The 14457-nt window shown below is 55.0% G+C and carries 14 protein-coding genes and 1 other annotated feature; of the genes, 13 read left to right on the top strand and 1 reads right to left on the bottom strand.

All coding sequences use genetic code 11. The features are described 5' to 3' along the window. The first annotated feature begins 53 nt into the window (after positions 1 to 53). From CJP46_RS01490 to CJP46_RS01515, 6 genes are all read left to right on the top strand, one after another. A complete protein-coding gene (locus CJP46_RS01490) occupies positions 54 to 572 on the top strand; it encodes a PaaI family thioesterase (protein ID WP_306431027.1) in 519 nt (172 codons plus the stop codon). A gap of 185 nt (positions 573 to 757) precedes the next feature. Beyond that, positions 758 to 1510 (top strand): NUDIX hydrolase, encoded by a 753-nt coding sequence (locus CJP46_RS01495; RefSeq protein ID WP_094595012.1) that lies wholly within the window; start codon positions 758 to 760, stop codon positions 1508 to 1510. 14 nt (positions 1511 to 1524) lie between these two features. Further along, positions 1525 to 2073: a cysteine hydrolase family protein gene (locus CJP46_RS01500; protein ID WP_094593839.1), complete on the top strand. Its 549-nt coding sequence runs from the start codon at positions 1525 to 1527 to the stop codon at positions 2071 to 2073. Between the two features lie 66 nt (positions 2074 to 2139). Continuing rightward, positions 2140 to 3591 (top strand): nicotinate phosphoribosyltransferase, encoded by a 1452-nt coding sequence (locus CJP46_RS01505; RefSeq protein ID WP_094593840.1) that lies wholly within the window; start codon positions 2140 to 2142, stop codon positions 3589 to 3591. Positions 3592 to 3963: 372 nt separating this feature from the next. Then, positions 3964 to 4974, top strand: coding sequence for an acrylyl-CoA reductase family protein (locus tag CJP46_RS01510; RefSeq protein WP_094593841.1), 1011 nt, complete (start codon positions 3964 to 3966; stop codon positions 4972 to 4974). Positions 4975 to 5072: 98 nt separating this feature from the next. After that, the gene (locus CJP46_RS01515) at positions 5073 to 5582 is read left to right on the top strand and encodes a hypothetical protein (RefSeq protein ID WP_094593842.1); all 510 of its coding nucleotides are present in this window, start codon (positions 5073 to 5075) and stop codon (positions 5580 to 5582) included. A 77-nt stretch (positions 5583 to 5659) separates the two neighbouring features. Here the strand turns inward: CJP46_RS01515 and CJP46_RS01520 are convergent, their stop codons facing one another. Next, complete coding sequence (locus CJP46_RS01520) at positions 5660 to 6181, bottom strand: MogA/MoaB family molybdenum cofactor biosynthesis protein (RefSeq protein WP_094593843.1); 522 nt, start codon at positions 6179 to 6181, stop codon at positions 5660 to 5662. Positions 6182 to 6394: 213 nt separating this feature from the next. On the opposite strand from CJP46_RS01520, the gene CJP46_RS01525 reads away from it, so the two are divergent. The 7 genes from CJP46_RS01525 (at position 6395) to CJP46_RS01555 (ending at position 14401) form a co-directional block, all read left to right on the top strand. Continuing rightward, positions 6395 to 7489 (top strand): CobW family GTP-binding protein, encoded by a 1095-nt coding sequence (locus tag CJP46_RS01525; protein ID WP_094593844.1) that lies wholly within the window; start codon positions 6395 to 6397, stop codon positions 7487 to 7489. A 77-nt stretch (positions 7490 to 7566) separates the two neighbouring features. Beyond that, complete coding sequence (locus CJP46_RS01530; protein WP_076169531.1) at positions 7567 to 7905, top strand: four-helix bundle copper-binding protein; 339 nt, start codon at positions 7567 to 7569, stop codon at positions 7903 to 7905. A gap of 169 nt (positions 7906 to 8074) precedes the next feature. Next, positions 8075 to 9988 (top strand): OPT family oligopeptide transporter, encoded by a 1914-nt coding sequence (locus CJP46_RS01535; RefSeq protein WP_094593845.1) that lies wholly within the window; start codon positions 8075 to 8077, stop codon positions 9986 to 9988. A gap of 4 nt (positions 9989 to 9992) precedes the next feature. After that, a complete protein-coding gene (locus CJP46_RS01540) occupies positions 9993 to 10391 on the top strand; it encodes a PqqD family protein (RefSeq protein WP_256992144.1) in 399 nt (132 codons plus the stop codon). An 82-nt stretch (positions 10392 to 10473) separates the two neighbouring features. Further along, positions 10474 to 10723: a binding site (T-box leader), on the top strand. Between the two features lie 283 nt (positions 10724 to 11006). Next, positions 11007 to 12707 (top strand): arginine--tRNA ligase, encoded by a 1701-nt coding sequence (argS, locus tag CJP46_RS01545; RefSeq protein ID WP_094593846.1) that lies wholly within the window; start codon positions 11007 to 11009, stop codon positions 12705 to 12707. A gap of 39 nt (positions 12708 to 12746) precedes the next feature. Further along, the gene (locus tag CJP46_RS01550) at positions 12747 to 13694 is read left to right on the top strand and encodes an ABC transporter ATP-binding protein (RefSeq protein WP_256992239.1); all 948 of its coding nucleotides are present in this window, start codon (positions 12747 to 12749) and stop codon (positions 13692 to 13694) included. Beyond that, positions 13691 to 14401, top strand: a complete 711-nt coding sequence (locus tag CJP46_RS01555) for a hypothetical protein (RefSeq protein WP_094593848.1) — start codon at positions 13691 to 13693, stop codon at positions 14399 to 14401. Before CJP46_RS01550 ends, CJP46_RS01555 begins: the two co-directional genes overlap by 4 nt. Positions 14402 to 14457: the final 56 nt, after the last annotated feature.

A 14457-nucleotide genomic window follows, 5' to 3' on the forward strand; every position in this document is an offset into this window, starting at 1 on the left:
CGGGGAGCTAGGCGGTATGCTATTCAGCCAGCTCTGGGATAGAGCAGACGAATTTGGTTAAACATGAACGTAAACAGTTATCACTGACAACATCGAGTAACGAAGGCGGCTCCCCCGGCATCGTAAGCTTGGGGCAGTACGCGAAAAATGACAGCATGGGGGAGACGACAATGAACGCTTTGGAACAAATGGTGGCCCGTGGACAGGATTCGTTCTGGGCATATCTCGGCTGCGAGCTGGTTTCCGCAAACAAGGAAGAAGTGGTCATTGCGTTGGATGCCAAGCAGCACCACACCAATTCCATGGGCATCATCCACGGGGGCGTGCTGACTTCCCTGATGGACCAGGCGATGGGGATGGTAGCGACGGCGGCTAAAAATATCGATAGCTGCGTCACCACCGACATTAACGTGCACTTTATGAATGCGATGGTTCCGGGGAGATTGACGGTCACGGCAAGGGTTCTGAACGAAGCGGGCCGGTCTCTCGTGACCGAAGCGAAAATCAATGACAACGACGGCACATTGGCTTGTATGGCAACGGCTACGTTCCGGGTGGTAAACCGCAAGTAGCATTTGACGAATTCGCAATTTCGTGCAGAACACAATACAAGGCTACACAACATAGGCAGAATGACTTGACATTTTTCATCAATAGTTCATAATGAAAGTATCAAAAAGATGTTATGTGGTGTGGTGATAAGATGACAGAGAATGAGAAAGCAAGCGGCAGACCGAAGGAGAAGACCGCCGAGGAGATGGGGTACTCCCCGAAGAAATACCGCACGCCTGACGGCGTTCCCGCGGACATTGTGATGTTTACGCTGACCAAGCGCGAGCGCAAGACCGTAACCAAAACGCTGCCGATCCGGGAGCTCAAGGTCATGCTGATCCGCCGGAAATCTTGGCCGTTTGCGGGGATGTGGGCGCTTCCCGGAGGATTTTGCCAGGAAAGCGAATCGATCTATGACGCGGCGAAGCGTGAGCTCAAGGAAGAAACCGGGGTTGACGGCGGTCATCTAGAGTATCTAGGCGTCTACAGCAAGCCGGGAAGAGACCCGCGCGGTTGGATTATCAGCAACGCCTTCTTCGCCCTGGTGGAAGAATGGATGCTGGAGAGCAGACAGGCAGCGGACGATGCCGGAGAGGTCGGTCTGTTCGGAATCGATGAGGTGCTGAACGAGCTGGAACTGGCTTTTGACCACCGGGAGATCATCCAGGATGCCTACCACCGGATCCAGCAGCAGATGCTGCATTCCACCATTGCACGGCAGTTTTTGCCCGAGCAGTTTACGTTAAGTGAGCTGTACCAAGTCATCCAAACGGTCGTACCGGAATTCAGCGAGCCGAATTTTATCCGTAAAATTACGTCTACGCGCAGCCGGCAGGGGATTTTGGAAGAAGTACGCGACGAGAACGGAAATCCGCTGAGCTCCAATCAGTATTCCCAGCGACCGGCACAGCTGTACCGTTTCACCGATTACGTGCCGCTGCTGTCCATTTATACCTAAGGGAGTGAAGGTAGATGAAAGCACTGATCGTTATCGATTTCACGAATGATTTTGTCGACGGAAGCCTGCCAGTAGGGCAGCCCGCGGTGGATATCGCACCGGCGGTAGCCGCCATCACCAAAGACTTCATGGATCGCGGCGATTGGGTCGTCATGGCTGTGGATCTGCATGAGAAGGACGATCCTCACCATCCGGAAACGAAACTGTTTCCTCCTCACAACCTTCGCGGCACGCGGGGTAGAGAACTGTACGGCCCGCTGGAGAAGGTATACAATGACCATCGCGATGCGATTTACTGGATGGACAAAACGCGGTACAGCGCTTTTTGCGGAACGGATCTCGAACTCAAATTGAGGGAGCGCGGTATCACCGAAGTGCATCTCATCGGGGTATGCACGGATATTTGCGTGCTGCACACCGCCGTTGAGGCGTACAACAAGGGCTTCGGCATCACCGTGTACGAAGACGCTGTAGCCAGCTTCAACCCGGATGGACATACGTGGGCGCTGCAGCATTTTAAAAACAGTTTGGGTGCGCAAGTCATAAAAGGAGCAAAGCAGTAAAGCTTCTACGGCCCGGGACACCGGGCCTGCTGACATGATCGGCGTACCAGCAAGGAGGAACTCGTGATGCAGACAATGGGTCTGGCCTTACACACGGATAAATACCAAATCAACATGATGTACGTGCATTGGGTGAACGGCTCACACCGGCAGAAAGCGGTGTTCGAGGCTTACTTCCGCAAGCTGCCCTTCGGTAATGGGTATGCGGTTTTTGCCGGCCTGGAACGTATCGTGCATTACATAGCCAATCTCCGGTTTACCGATGAGGATATTAAGTATTTGTCCGAACAGGAAGAGAATTACGATTCGGCTTTTTTGGAGGAATTGAAGCAGTTCCGGTTTTGCGGCACACTGCACTCGATGAAGGAAGGAGCACTCGTCTTTCCAAACGAGCCGTTGATCCGTGTGGAAGGCACCATTATGGAAGCCCAACTGGTGGAGACGGCACTGCTCAATTTCATGAACTTCCAGACGCTGATCGCCACCAAGGCATCACGGATCAAGCAGGTCGCCGGCGATGATATTTTGCTCGAATTCGGCACGCGCCGGGCGCAGGAGGCCGATGCGGCGGTATGGGGGGCACGGGCGGCCTATGTGGCCGGTTTTCACGCAACCTCCAATATGCTCGCAGGGGAAAAATTCGGTATCCCGACGAAAGGAACGCATGCCCATTCATGGGTACAGACCTTCGAAAACGAACAGGCGGCGTTCGACGTCTATGCCAAGGTCATGCCCGATCAGGTCACGCTCTTAGTAGACACGTACGACACGCTGAAGAGCGGTGTACCGCATGCGATCGAAACGGCCAAAAAGCTGGAAGCGATGGGCAAGAAGATGAACGCCATCCGCCTGGACAGCGGAGACCTGGCGTACTTATCGATCAAAGCCCGCGAGATGCTCGATCAGGCTGGACTGAACTATGTGAAGATCGTGGCATCGAACGACTTGGACGAAAACACGATTTTTAACCTGAAGGCGCAGGGCGCCCGGATCGATACGTGGGGCGTAGGTACCCAGTTGATTACGGCAGCTGACCAGCCGGCGCTGGGCGGTGTCTATAAGCTTGTGGAGCGGGAGATCAAGGGCGAGATGGTACCGACCATCAAAATATCGGGGAATCCCGAAAAGGTTTCGACGCCGGGCAAAAAGAATATCTACCGGATCGTGGATCGGGTCAGCCGGAAAGCAACCGCGGATTATATCGCTTTTCCGGACGAAAAGAAACCGCATGACGGCCTCCGTTTGAAGCTGTTTAATCCGCAGCACCCGTATTTGCAGAAATATGTGAAGAACTACGATGCCATCGAAATGCTCACTCCGGTTTTCGAGAATGGACTGCTGGTGTACAAACTGCCGACGCTGGATGAAATCCGGGAGTACCACCAGGAGCAGATGCAGCTGTTCTGGCCGGAATACTTGCGTAAGTTGAACCCGGAAATTTACCGCATCAATATTAGCGAGAAGGTATGGGACCTGAAGCAGAAGATGGTGGCCGAATATATGCAGCAGGATGAGTAGCTTGCTGCGAATGGGATGATGGGAGGGGGGACCAAGAGTCGCCCCTTTTTCTTTAGATATGAAGAAGTATAAGCTTCGGAAGCCCGGGATTCCTTATATCGCAACAAAAAACCACCGCTGCATGCGGCCGGGCATAGGGGAATTATTTCTCGGGAAAGCGCAAAATCAGGCATGCTCCGATGTACTTCCTGATCATTCGACAAAAGTCGATCGTATGGCCGTTGATGATTGTTGTGACGTTGCCCTGCTCGCAACATTTCATGCCATACTATTATGCCGGACAGGGAAGGTGTCGGGTTCGTCCTTTGTATTTTGAAAGGGACCTTGTGCAGAGGTATAATATGGGCAATCTGTAAGGAGGGACAAATGAGTATGGAAAAGTTTCAGGCATTTATGGTCCGTAAAGATGAGAACGGCGGTTTTCAGAGCGGCATCGAAACGCTGACCGAGGATCAGCTGCCGCCCGGCGATGTGACAATCCGGGTCCACTATTCGGGAGTGAATTACAAGGACGGCTTGGCAAGCCTCCCCGATGGGAAGGTCGTTACCCGGTACCCGATGGTTCCGGGCATTGACCTGGCGGGTGAAGTCACGCAATCGGAGCACCCGGCGTTTAAGGTCGGAGACCAGGTGCTGTGCACGGGGTATGGTGTGGGGACCGACCATTTTGGAGGATTCAGTGAGTACGCCCGCCTTAAAGGCGAATGGCTTGTACATCTCCCGAAGGGACTCAGCATGCGTGAGGCGATGGGAATCGGGACGGCCGGCTTTACGGCCGCCCTATCGGTGGACTCTTTGATCCGAAGCGGGGTCACGCCGGACAGCGGGGAGGTACTGGTGACCGGAGCGACAGGTGGCGTCGGCAGCTTTGCCGTCAGCATGTTGTCCCGGCTGGGGTATCAAGTCACCGCCAGCACGGGCAAGCTGGAGGCGCAGAAGGAATGGCTCACCGGACTTGGAGCACATGCCGTCGTCGGCAGGGAAGACATTTCCGCTCCGGTTAAAGGCGTCTTGGCCACAAGCCGCTGGGCCGGCGTGGTCGATCCGGTAGGCGGTCCTCAGCTGGGGACGCTGCTGAAAAGCGTTAAGTACGGCGGCGGCATCGCCCTCTCTGGATTGACCGGAGGATCGGCGTTCGACAGTACGGTCCACCCGTTTATCCTGCGCGGAGTCAACCTGCTCGGGATCGATTCCGTATTCTGTCCAAAGGAGACCCGGAGCCGGGTCTGGAATTTGCTCGGATCGGCATGGAAGCCGGAAACGGCGTTATCCGAAGGATTGGCCGAATGCGGATTGAGCGAACTGCCGGACGTCCTGGCGGCGATTCTACGCGGAGAAGCCGTGGGACGGACGCTGCTTAGCCTGGAATCATTGCCCGAGTGAATCACGCTGCATAAACCGTATGCATTGATGGCATTCTAACCTATATCAGCTTAGTGCCGCTATAATCGGCAACAGGAATCTGGAAGGGATGGACCATCATGAAGAGACGGGTAGCGGGAGTTCTGGCCGGCATGCTGCTTACAGCCGCTATGGCCGGATGTGATTCACATGAAGTCGTTAAAAAAGAAACCAAATTATATAATATGCAATCCTATTCGGAGGGAAACCTTCGGGCGCAATCCCAAGGAAAAGGGCTGAACGGCAAGTTTCTGAAAGAGATGCAGCTTCAGTTCGGGCATGAAGGGGTCCCTCTGACGCATGAGATGTACGCTGAGGACGGAAGAGGCAATATCAGTTATATGTACATGATCGCCGGCAATCCGCTGCAGTATATTACGCTCCATGTTTTTTCGAACGAAGCCGAGCGGGTCGAGCGGATTCACAACTGGTACGGCGACCAAAGATTGATCGATACGCCGCGGTCCCGGACGGTCATCTATAATTATTCTACCGCTTCGCTGATTTACACTTCCTCCGGCAAAGAGAAAGGCAAATACGATGCAGAAGTTAAGAAGGTATTTAACTCCCTCATCGACCGGATGAAATGATTGAAGTGAATAACGAAATGCCGGCTCATCCGCGATGAGTCCGGCATTTTTTGTTTTATCAGGATTTACTGCGCAGCCTATTCCTTCTTGTAAATTTCCCGCATGACATGCCTGAGCTCCGGTATAATAATTTTCTCCAATGCCAGCTTGACGGCTCCACGGGATCCCGGCATGGAAAAGACGGCGGTCTTGCCGACCGTTCCGGCGATGGCCCGGCTCAGGATCGCTGCCGCTCCTATATCCTCCGTAAAGCTCAGATACCGGAAAATTTCCCCGAATCCGGGCATTTCCTTGTCCAGCAGCGAAGAGACTGCCTCGCACGTCGTGTCTCTAGGCGAAATACCGGTTCCTCCGGTCAGCAGCAGTGCCTCGACATCCGGGCGTGCTGACGCTTCGTGTACCAGCTCGCGGATTCCCTCGTAATCGTCCGCCACGATCACATAATCGGCAATCCGGTAGCCCGCTTCCTCCAGCAGGGATATCATCAGCTGCCCGCCGGTATCGGTTTCCTTCGTCCGGGTATCCGAGACAGCCACAATCATGCAGGACACGGTCGCGGGTGCCTGGCTGCGATGCTCGTCCACTGATTTCATGTTCATACTCTATCAACTCCCTACGATCTTTTATGGCTATTTCACTAGGATAGTCTTTTCCAGATCCCCTTGCAAGTTTAAGGCGACAACGGCAGGGGCCGGCGGTGCAAAGCTTCGAAGGACGGCAAAGGAAAGAAACCGGACACGCTTGCGGCGGCGATAGGTGCTGTAGTACACTGTGCTAGTCATGCAAGGAAGGATAACGGAGGAGATACACCTATGAGCCAAACGACGCCAATTTACATATTGTCGGGATTTCTCGGAAGCGGGAAAACGACATTGCTGCAGCAGCTGATTGACCACTGGCAGGGCGAAGGATTGCTGCCGGCCGTCATCATGAACGAGGTCGGCGACGTGAACCTCGACGGGCTGCAGGTGCAGGAGCAGGTTCCGATGACCGAAATGCTGAGCGGCTGCATCTGCTGCTCGATCCGCGGGGATTTGAGCGGGGAAATCGCCGGTTTGATCCAGCGTGAGGCTCCGGATGTCATCGTGGTCGAAGCGACAGGCATCGCTAATCCGATGGAAATTTTGGAGGGAGTGTCCGAGGCGGCGCTTTATTTGCCGATTGATCTGAAAGGCATCATGACGGTCGTGGATTCGGCTCACTTGCTGGAGCTGTACAACGTACAGAAGGGCAAAACCTACCGGCTCATGCAGGAGCAGATCCGCTGCGCGTCGGCACTGATCCTGAACAAAATGGACAGGGTCAAAGAAGAGGAGGAAGGCCTTCTGAAGAGCATTGTTGCCCGGTGGAACGAATACGCGGCGGTATGGAAGGCAGTCCGCTGCCGGGTGGATATTGCGTCGCTGTTTGATGCCTTGGAAGGGGTCCAGACAGATTTGGGTCCCGCAGCTGGTATCGGAAGCAAGCAACCACCGGGCGAGCTTTTGCCGAAAAATGGCCGGGAGTTAGCCCCAGAGCCGCATGGCGAATCGGATTCGGGTCATGGCCAGAATTCGCACCATGTGCACCACCCGCATCAATCCCATGAATCACACGACCATGAATCGCATGACCATGTTATGGTCTATACCCATTATTTTAAAGGTCCCGTCGAAAGCTTGGCCTTTGAACGTTTGATCGCCAATCTTCCGCGGGACGTTTACCGGGCCAAAGGCGTGCTGACCTTCAGCGATACGGCCAGCCGGTTCCTTTTTCAGTATGCCTTCCGGGAGTCTGATTTTATGAAAATTACCCCGCAGGGAAACATTCCGGATGTTGCGGTTTTCATCGGCGAGCATTTTTCACGCAGTGAGCTTGAACAGGCTCTGCTCGGCCTTGAACAAGCCGGGCTGCAGGAGACAGACTGAATTTTCCTGGTTATGCCGCCTCCCAAACGGTTAATAGATGTGCAGAGCAGTAAATTACGGGAGGTAGATCGATCATGATGAACCAGGAACAGCAGTACAAGGATTGCATCGAAGCCTGCTTGCAGTGTATGAACGCTTGCAACGTTTGTTATGTTTCCAGCTTGAAGGAGTATGAACTGGCCATGCTGCGCGAATGCATCCGTCTGGACCGGGAATGCGCGGATATTTGCGATTTGGCGGCGCAGTCGATGCTTCGCCACAGCCCGTTCGTGACGCAAATCTGCGAGCTGTGCATCACGGCCTGCGAAGCATGCGCCGAGGAATGCAGCAAGCACGAGCATGATCACTGCCAAGCATGTGCTGAGGCATGCCGCCGATGCGCCGAGGCGTGCCGCCAAATGCTTGTAGCGGCCTGACTGGATGCCTGGCCGCACCGAACCATAGCCTGATTGCCGGGGGATACCCCGGCGATCAGGCTTTTTTCGAGTTCCGGGTTATGCGGTCGTCTATACGATTGATTTTCCACCAATTCGGGTAACATATGGTTGGCTACTACAACCGGTACCGGCTGAAGGGAGAATCAACATGGACAAGCAAAATACCAAGCAATCTTCAAGCTTCATCCCCTACATACCCGCATCCAGAACACTGCCGGAGCTTACGCTGCTTGCCGTCATTCTGGGCATCATCCTGGCAGTCGTATTTGCAGCTGCGAACGCCTACCTGGGGCTTAAAATCGGGCTGACGGTCAGCGCATCGATTCCGGCGGCCGTGATTTCGCTCGGGGTCCTGCGCGGGTTGTTTAAACGGAAATCGATCCTGGAAAACAATATCGTGCAAACGATGACGACGGCAGGAGAGGCGGTGGCGGCCGGGGCGATCTTTACCCTGCCCGCCTTATATATGTGGAACCAGGTACCGGGCATCGGAACCGTCAGCTTCATCATGCTCGTGGGCGGATTTTTGGGCGTCGCGATGATGATCCCGCTGCGCCGGCTCTTGATCGTCAATGAGCATCAGACGCTGCCGTACCCTGAAGGTACCGCCTGTGCGGAAGTGCTCATATCGGGTGAGACCGGCGGCAAGAGCGCAAAAATGGTTCTGTACGGATTTATTGCCGGCGGCCTGGTGAAAGCGCTTGGGGATGGTTTCAAGTGGTTTAAGACCGAGATCGAAACCGGCATTTACCGGTTTAAAAATGCGGTCATCGGCATGGATACATACCCGGCGCTGCTCGGCGTTGGCTACATTATCGGCCCGGCGATTTCGGGGCAGATGCTTGCCGGCGGGATTATGGCGTGGCTCGTTATGATCCCGATGATCGGCTTTTTCGGCGGAGGCGCACAGGCTGTACTATCGCCAGCCGAAGCGCCGATACCTCAGCTGGACGCCTGGGGCATCTGGGAAGGCTATATTCGCTACATTGGCGCCGGCGCGGTGGCGGCGGGCGGGTTAATCACATTGGTGAAAACTCTGCCCATGCTGTTCAGCTCGCTGGCGGCGACTTTGTCAGGCTTAAGTAAACGAAACGAGCAAAAGGTCGCGCTGGACCGCACCCAGTTCGATATTCCCGGCTTCTGGGTGACGATCATGATTGCGCTTCTCGTCATCATCATTGCGTTTGCTCCGCTGACCGAAGTGGGGATCATTGGTGCGATTGCCATTGCCATTTTCGGGTTTTTGTTCGTAACGGTCGCCTCCCGGATCGTAGGTCTGGTGGGGAGTTCCTCCTCGCCAGTGTCCGGCATGACGATAGCGACGCTGCTCATCGTAACGTTTATATTTAAAATGACCGGTCTGTCGGGCATGGGCGGAATGATCGCCGCACTGACAGTCGGGGCGATTGTCTGTGTTGCGCTGGCCGTGGCCGGCGACATATCGCAGGATCTGAAAACAGGATATCTGGTGGGCGGAACGCCCTGGAAGCAGCAGGTGGCCATGATGATCGGGGTGCTCGTATCCGGCCTGGTGATCGGCTTTATTTTGTCGGTGCTTAACGAAAGCTACGGACTCGGATCCCAACAGCTCCCTGCGCCGAAGGCCGTATTAATGCGGCTGATCGTGGAGGGCATCATGTCGAACAATTTACCGTGGGAGCTGATCTTTATCGGTGCGGCTTCGGCAGTGGTGTTCGAGTTTCTGGGGCTCAACTCGTTGACCGTAGCGGTCGGCATCTACCTGCCTATCCACGTCAGCACCCCCATTATGATCGGCGGTATCGTACGCTGGTTCGTGGAATGGCGTTCACGCAAGGATGCCGGATTGCTCAAAGCCCGGGTGGAAACGGGGACGCTGCTGGCCTCTGGCCTGATCGCCGGCGAATCGCTGATCGGGGTGATCATTGCGATCCTGATCTGGCTCGGCGTACCGATACCTGGAGACGTCCTAGTCTCAAGCAATGTGCTTCCTCTGGTCGTGTTCCTGCTTGTGGTCGTGATGCTGGCATGGATCTCCCTCCGGCAAAAGAAGGAATCCGTCGTGACGAAGCGGGAGGTGTAGCGGAATGTTGGATCTTCGGAAGAAGCGGAAAGGCTCCGCCGGAATGCCGGCGAATCTGCTGGACTTGGTTCCGGTGCTGCATTCAAAGGTGAAGGCCGAGAAGACTGAGGGAATCGTCACGTTGTCCGTGCAGCGCGAGGGATGGCTGGCCCGCCAGTCGGTCAAATGGCTGAAACAACCGGCGGTTGTCAGGATTCGATTGGATGCGCTGGGCAGTGAAGTGGCCGCCTGCTGCGACGGTTCCCACTCGGTGGCGGATATCGCAGGCAAGCTATACGCCCGGTTCGGCGAGAAGGCAGAGCCGCTGCTGCCAAGGCTGGCCAAGTTTATCGAGCTGCTGGAAATGAATGATTTGGCGGTATGTCATTCCTGCGATTCCCGCGGAGAAGCGCAGGATGCATAGCACGGATAATGATCGGCAATCCTGTGGCCGAACATTGGGGAGTTGCTTTTTTTGTCGTCTCCCGTGTATACTATTGGAAAATTGAACGTCTTGGAACGGGAGAGTAGTGAAGCGAAGGGCATAAAGCGAGCCGGGGATGGTGGAAGCCGGTATGCCGCACCTTCATGAAGCGCACCCGGGAGACGGCCTTTTGAACTGAAGCCGCGATATGGGGGCGGAGTAGAAAGGTCCGGTTAGCCGCCGTTAAAGGCTTCAAGGGAAACGGATGCCGTGCAGGCGCAAGGCCCGTTTACTTAGAGTGGTACCGCGGGAATTCAGCTCTCGTCTCTATTATAGAGACGGGGGCTTTTTTGATAATATCAGAAAGTATAAACTCCAGAGCCATCACTTCCTGATATTGCAAGAAAAATTACCTTTAAACGCGGTCTGTCTTCTTTGAAGGTACGTCGATAGACGTTTTTCTTATAATATCAGAAAGTATGAACTCCAGAGGCATTGCTTCCTGATATTGCAAGAAAAATTACCTTTAAACGCGGTCTGTCTTCTTTGAAGGTACGTCGATAAACGTTTTTCTTATTGCCATGGTCGTTTAACGTTAGGGAAAGGATGATCGTTATGTTACAGGAATGGATCGCGTCGGCGCTCGAGCCGCACGTGCCGTGGACGAAGCAGCAAATTGAGGATCTGCTGGAAACCCCGCCGCTCGCGCAGATGGGGGATATTGCTTTTCCATGCTTTACGCTGGCCAAAACGTTTAAAAAATCGCCTGCGGACATCGCGAAAGAGCTGGCTTCCCAGTTTGACGGAGATGCCGGAATACAGGCGGAGGCAGCCGGCCCTTATGTCAACTTCAGGCTCGACCGGAAACGCTACGAGCCGCAAATTATGGGCGAATTGACGGCGGCGGATGATCTACCGAACCTGGGAAAAGGCGATAAAGTGCTTATCGACATGTCCTCGCCGAATATCGCCAAGCCAATGGGCATCGGACATCTGCGCTCCACCATGATCGGCGCCGCCCTATACAACATGTACAAACTGGCGGGATACGACGTGGCCAGCGTCAACCATCTGGGAGACTGGGGCACCCAGTTCGGCAAGCAAATCGCTGCCTACAAGCGCTGGGGGAACGATGAAGCCATTCTGGCCAATCCGATCCGGGAATCCCTGAAGCTCTATGTTCAGTTTCATGAGGAAGCCCCCAATGATGAGACGCTGGAGCCGGAGGCCAGGGAATGGTTCCGTAAGCTGGAATCCGGGGACGAGGAAGCCTACAGGTTGTGGAAGTATTTCGTAGACGTCAGCTTGAAGGAGTTTCAGCGGATGTACGACCGCCTGGGCGTGAGCTTCGACTATACGCTCGGAGAAAGCTTCTACAATGACAAGATGGGAGCCGTCGTGAACCAGCTGCGCGACCAGCATTTGCTCGAAGAGAGCGAAGGCGCGATGGTCGTACGCCTGGATGATGAAGGGATGCCGCCATGCCTGATCATCAAAACGGACGGGACGACCATCTACCCGACGCGTGATCTGGCTACGGCCATTTACCGGCATGATGTCATGCAGGCCGACAAACTGCTGTATGTCGTAGGCGGTGAGCAGAAGCTGCACTTTCAGCAGGTATTTGCCGTTCTACGCCGTATGGGGGCGGATTGGGTGGATCAATGCGAACATGTGCCCTTTGGCCTGATGCGGTTCGAAGGAAAGAAAATGTCGACCCGCCGTGGCAAGATCGTCTATCTCGAGGAAGTGCTGGATGAAGCGGTTGCCCGGGCGCTTACGATTATTGAACAGAAAAACAGCAGCCTCGAACACAAGCAGGAGGTTGCGGAGGCGGTCGGGATCGGGGCGATTATTTTCGGTGATTTGAAAAACAACCGCCAAAACGAAGTGGATTTCTCACTGGAGGAAGCGCTGAATTTCGACGGGGAGACCGGACCGTATCTCCAATACACTTACGCACGTACCCAAAGTGTACTGGCCAAAGGACGTTCGGCAGGTGAATCGGAGGCGGGAACGGCCGGGGCTGCCGATGCGGGAAACGGCCAGCTTGGAGATTCAGGATGGGAGCTGCTTAAGCTGCTGACACGTTTCCCGGACCAGCTGAAGCGCGGGATCCAGAACAACGAGCCCTCGGTAATGGCAAGGTATGCACTGGATGTAGCACAGGCGTTCAACCATTTTTACAATAAGGAGCGGATTGTAATTGAGGACAGCAGCTTGAGGGAAGCGAGACTGAAGCTGTCGGAGCTGACGGGCGCCTCATTATTGAGAACGATGCATCTGCTCGGCTTACAAACGCCGCAGCGGATGTAAGTACCATTTCGTTGAACGGGGGAGGAGAGTTGGTTGGCTGTGGAGCATAATGGACCTGGCTGGCGGAAAATGCCGGCCGGGATCATCCTCCGGCTGGAGGATGTCAGCAAACGCTACGACCGCCGGATGGCGGCTCATCATATTACGCTCGAAATCGCCGAAGGGGAGTGTACGGCACTGGTCGGGAAAAACGGCTCTGGCAAAAGCACGCTGCTCCGCCTGCTGGCCGGGTTATCCCATCCTACCCAGGGAAGACGGCTGACGGAGGCCGGCCGGAGCCTCAGGGTCGGGCTTGTAACCGAGAAGTTCCCGGCGCTCCCGTTTACGCCGGGCGAGTTTTTGATGAGCATGGGCCGGACGCGAGGAATGGACAGGCGGACCGTTCAGTCGGAAATAACCGAATGGCTCAAGAGGCTGGGGATGGAACCGTACAGGGATGTTCGAATGAGTCATTTTTCCAAAGGCATGCTGCAGAAGATCAATCTGGTCCAAGCGGTGATGGGGAGCCCCCGGCTTCTCCTGCTGGATGAGCCTTTGTCCGGTATCGATATTCCCTCGCAGAAAGAGGTGATCCGCCTGCTGATGGACATGAAAGGGATGGGGACTGCGATGGTTATGTCCGTCCATGAGCCGGAGCTGATCAACCAGGCCGCGGACCGCATCGTACTGCTTGAGAACGGGAGAATCGTTAAGGAGGAACGCGGGTTTCGCATAGAAACGGTCCGGTATGCGATCATTCTTTTTCATGGAGATCCGCTGCGCATCCGCCAGTCTTTGGAGGGGATCGGCGATAGGGAAGTGGCTTGGGTAAAAGAGGGGTCGGAATCCGAGATTCATGTAAGAACGGACTTAAGCGATCACGTGCTGCAGCGGATACTTCACGGCGGGGGTCATATCGTATCCGTTTCGCTGCGCGAACCGTCCGGAGTGGATCTCGGCGAGCTGCTGCAGACTGCGGCGGCTGCCTTAGAAGGAGGAACGCGATGATCCGTCTCGCTTCATTTTTGCTCGCCAGCTACATCCGGTCTTACCGATACTTTGCTCCTGTGGGGAGCATGCTGATCGCAATGATGCTGTTGTACTCCTACAAGCCGAATCCGGTAATGGACAGTTATGCGGTCACTTCTGCATTTCTGTTTGTCGGCGGGGCGTGGATTTCGTTCAGCTTCCTGAATCATGCGGGCGCCGCACTAGAACAGCTCAGCGTGCTTCATGCAGGGAGCATGCGGAAATATGCGGCTAGCCAAATGCTGGCCCTGCTCGCCGTTATCTTATTTATAAGCGCCTTTTTCCTGCTGTATCCTGTCGTGACGAACATGTTTGCCGAAACGGTGAGCGCGCGGCAGTGGCTTATCGCCTCTTCCGGGCATCTGGCTTTGGGCATGCTGGGGGCAGGCACCAGCTACTTTCTTCAAGCCGCTTACATCCGCAATATCAGCCGTGCGACGGCGATTCTGCTGACGATCGTCATTTTATCGATTGGGGTGAGGCAGATTGCAGCCAAGCTGCCCGAAGGTTTCTCTTGGATCCGCTGGGCCGTTCCTCCGGTGGCTGAAATGATCGACACTCTGATGCGAAGCGATACTGCTCTCCTTCACAGCGTCTGGGGCGTGATTGGGTATACGTACCTGTATGCCTTCGCTCTGGCCGCCGCCTACTGGATTTTTTCCTCATACCGGGATGCTAGAACTTAAGCTGGCACATCAGGTACTCCTGCGCCAAGGCACCGCTGATTTCGGGTTGTGATTGG

The organism is Paenibacillus sp. XY044, assembly GCF_002257645.1.
Taxonomy (GTDB): domain Bacteria; phylum Bacillota; class Bacilli; order Paenibacillales; family Paenibacillaceae; genus Paenibacillus_AQ.

What these genes read in the sequence shown, in the direction of transcription:
- CJP46_RS01495 (WP_094595012.1), top strand. Translation starts at nt 758, where the DNA reads ATGGGGTACTCCCCGAAGAAATACCGCACGCCTGACGGCGTTCCCGCG.
- CJP46_RS01500 (WP_094593839.1), top strand. Translation starts at nt 1,525, where the DNA reads ATGAAAGCACTGATCGTTATCGATTTCACGAATGATTTTGTCGACGGA.
- CJP46_RS01505 (WP_094593840.1), top strand. Translation starts at nt 2,140, where the DNA reads ATGCAGACAATGGGTCTGGCCTTACACACGGATAAATACCAAATCAAC.
- CJP46_RS01510 (WP_094593841.1), top strand. Translation starts at nt 3,964, where the DNA reads ATGGAAAAGTTTCAGGCATTTATGGTCCGTAAAGATGAGAACGGCGGT.
- CJP46_RS01515 (WP_094593842.1), top strand. Translation starts at nt 5,073, where the DNA reads ATGAAGAGACGGGTAGCGGGAGTTCTGGCCGGCATGCTGCTTACAGCC.
- CJP46_RS01520 (WP_094593843.1), bottom strand. Translation starts at nt 6,181, where the DNA reads ATGAACATGAAATCAGTGGACGAGCATCGCAGCCAGGCACCCGCGACC.
- CJP46_RS01525 (WP_094593844.1), top strand. Translation starts at nt 6,395, where the DNA reads ATGAGCCAAACGACGCCAATTTACATATTGTCGGGATTTCTCGGAAGC.
- CJP46_RS01530 (WP_076169531.1), top strand. Translation starts at nt 7,567, where the DNA reads ATGAACCAGGAACAGCAGTACAAGGATTGCATCGAAGCCTGCTTGCAG.
- CJP46_RS01535 (WP_094593845.1), top strand. Translation starts at nt 8,075, where the DNA reads ATGGACAAGCAAAATACCAAGCAATCTTCAAGCTTCATCCCCTACATA.
- CJP46_RS01540 (WP_256992144.1), top strand. Translation starts at nt 9,993, where the DNA reads ATGTTGGATCTTCGGAAGAAGCGGAAAGGCTCCGCCGGAATGCCGGCG.
- argS (WP_094593846.1), top strand. Translation starts at nt 11,007, where the DNA reads ATGTTACAGGAATGGATCGCGTCGGCGCTCGAGCCGCACGTGCCGTGG.
- CJP46_RS01555 (WP_094593848.1), top strand. Translation starts at nt 13,691, where the DNA reads ATGATCCGTCTCGCTTCATTTTTGCTCGCCAGCTACATCCGGTCTTAC.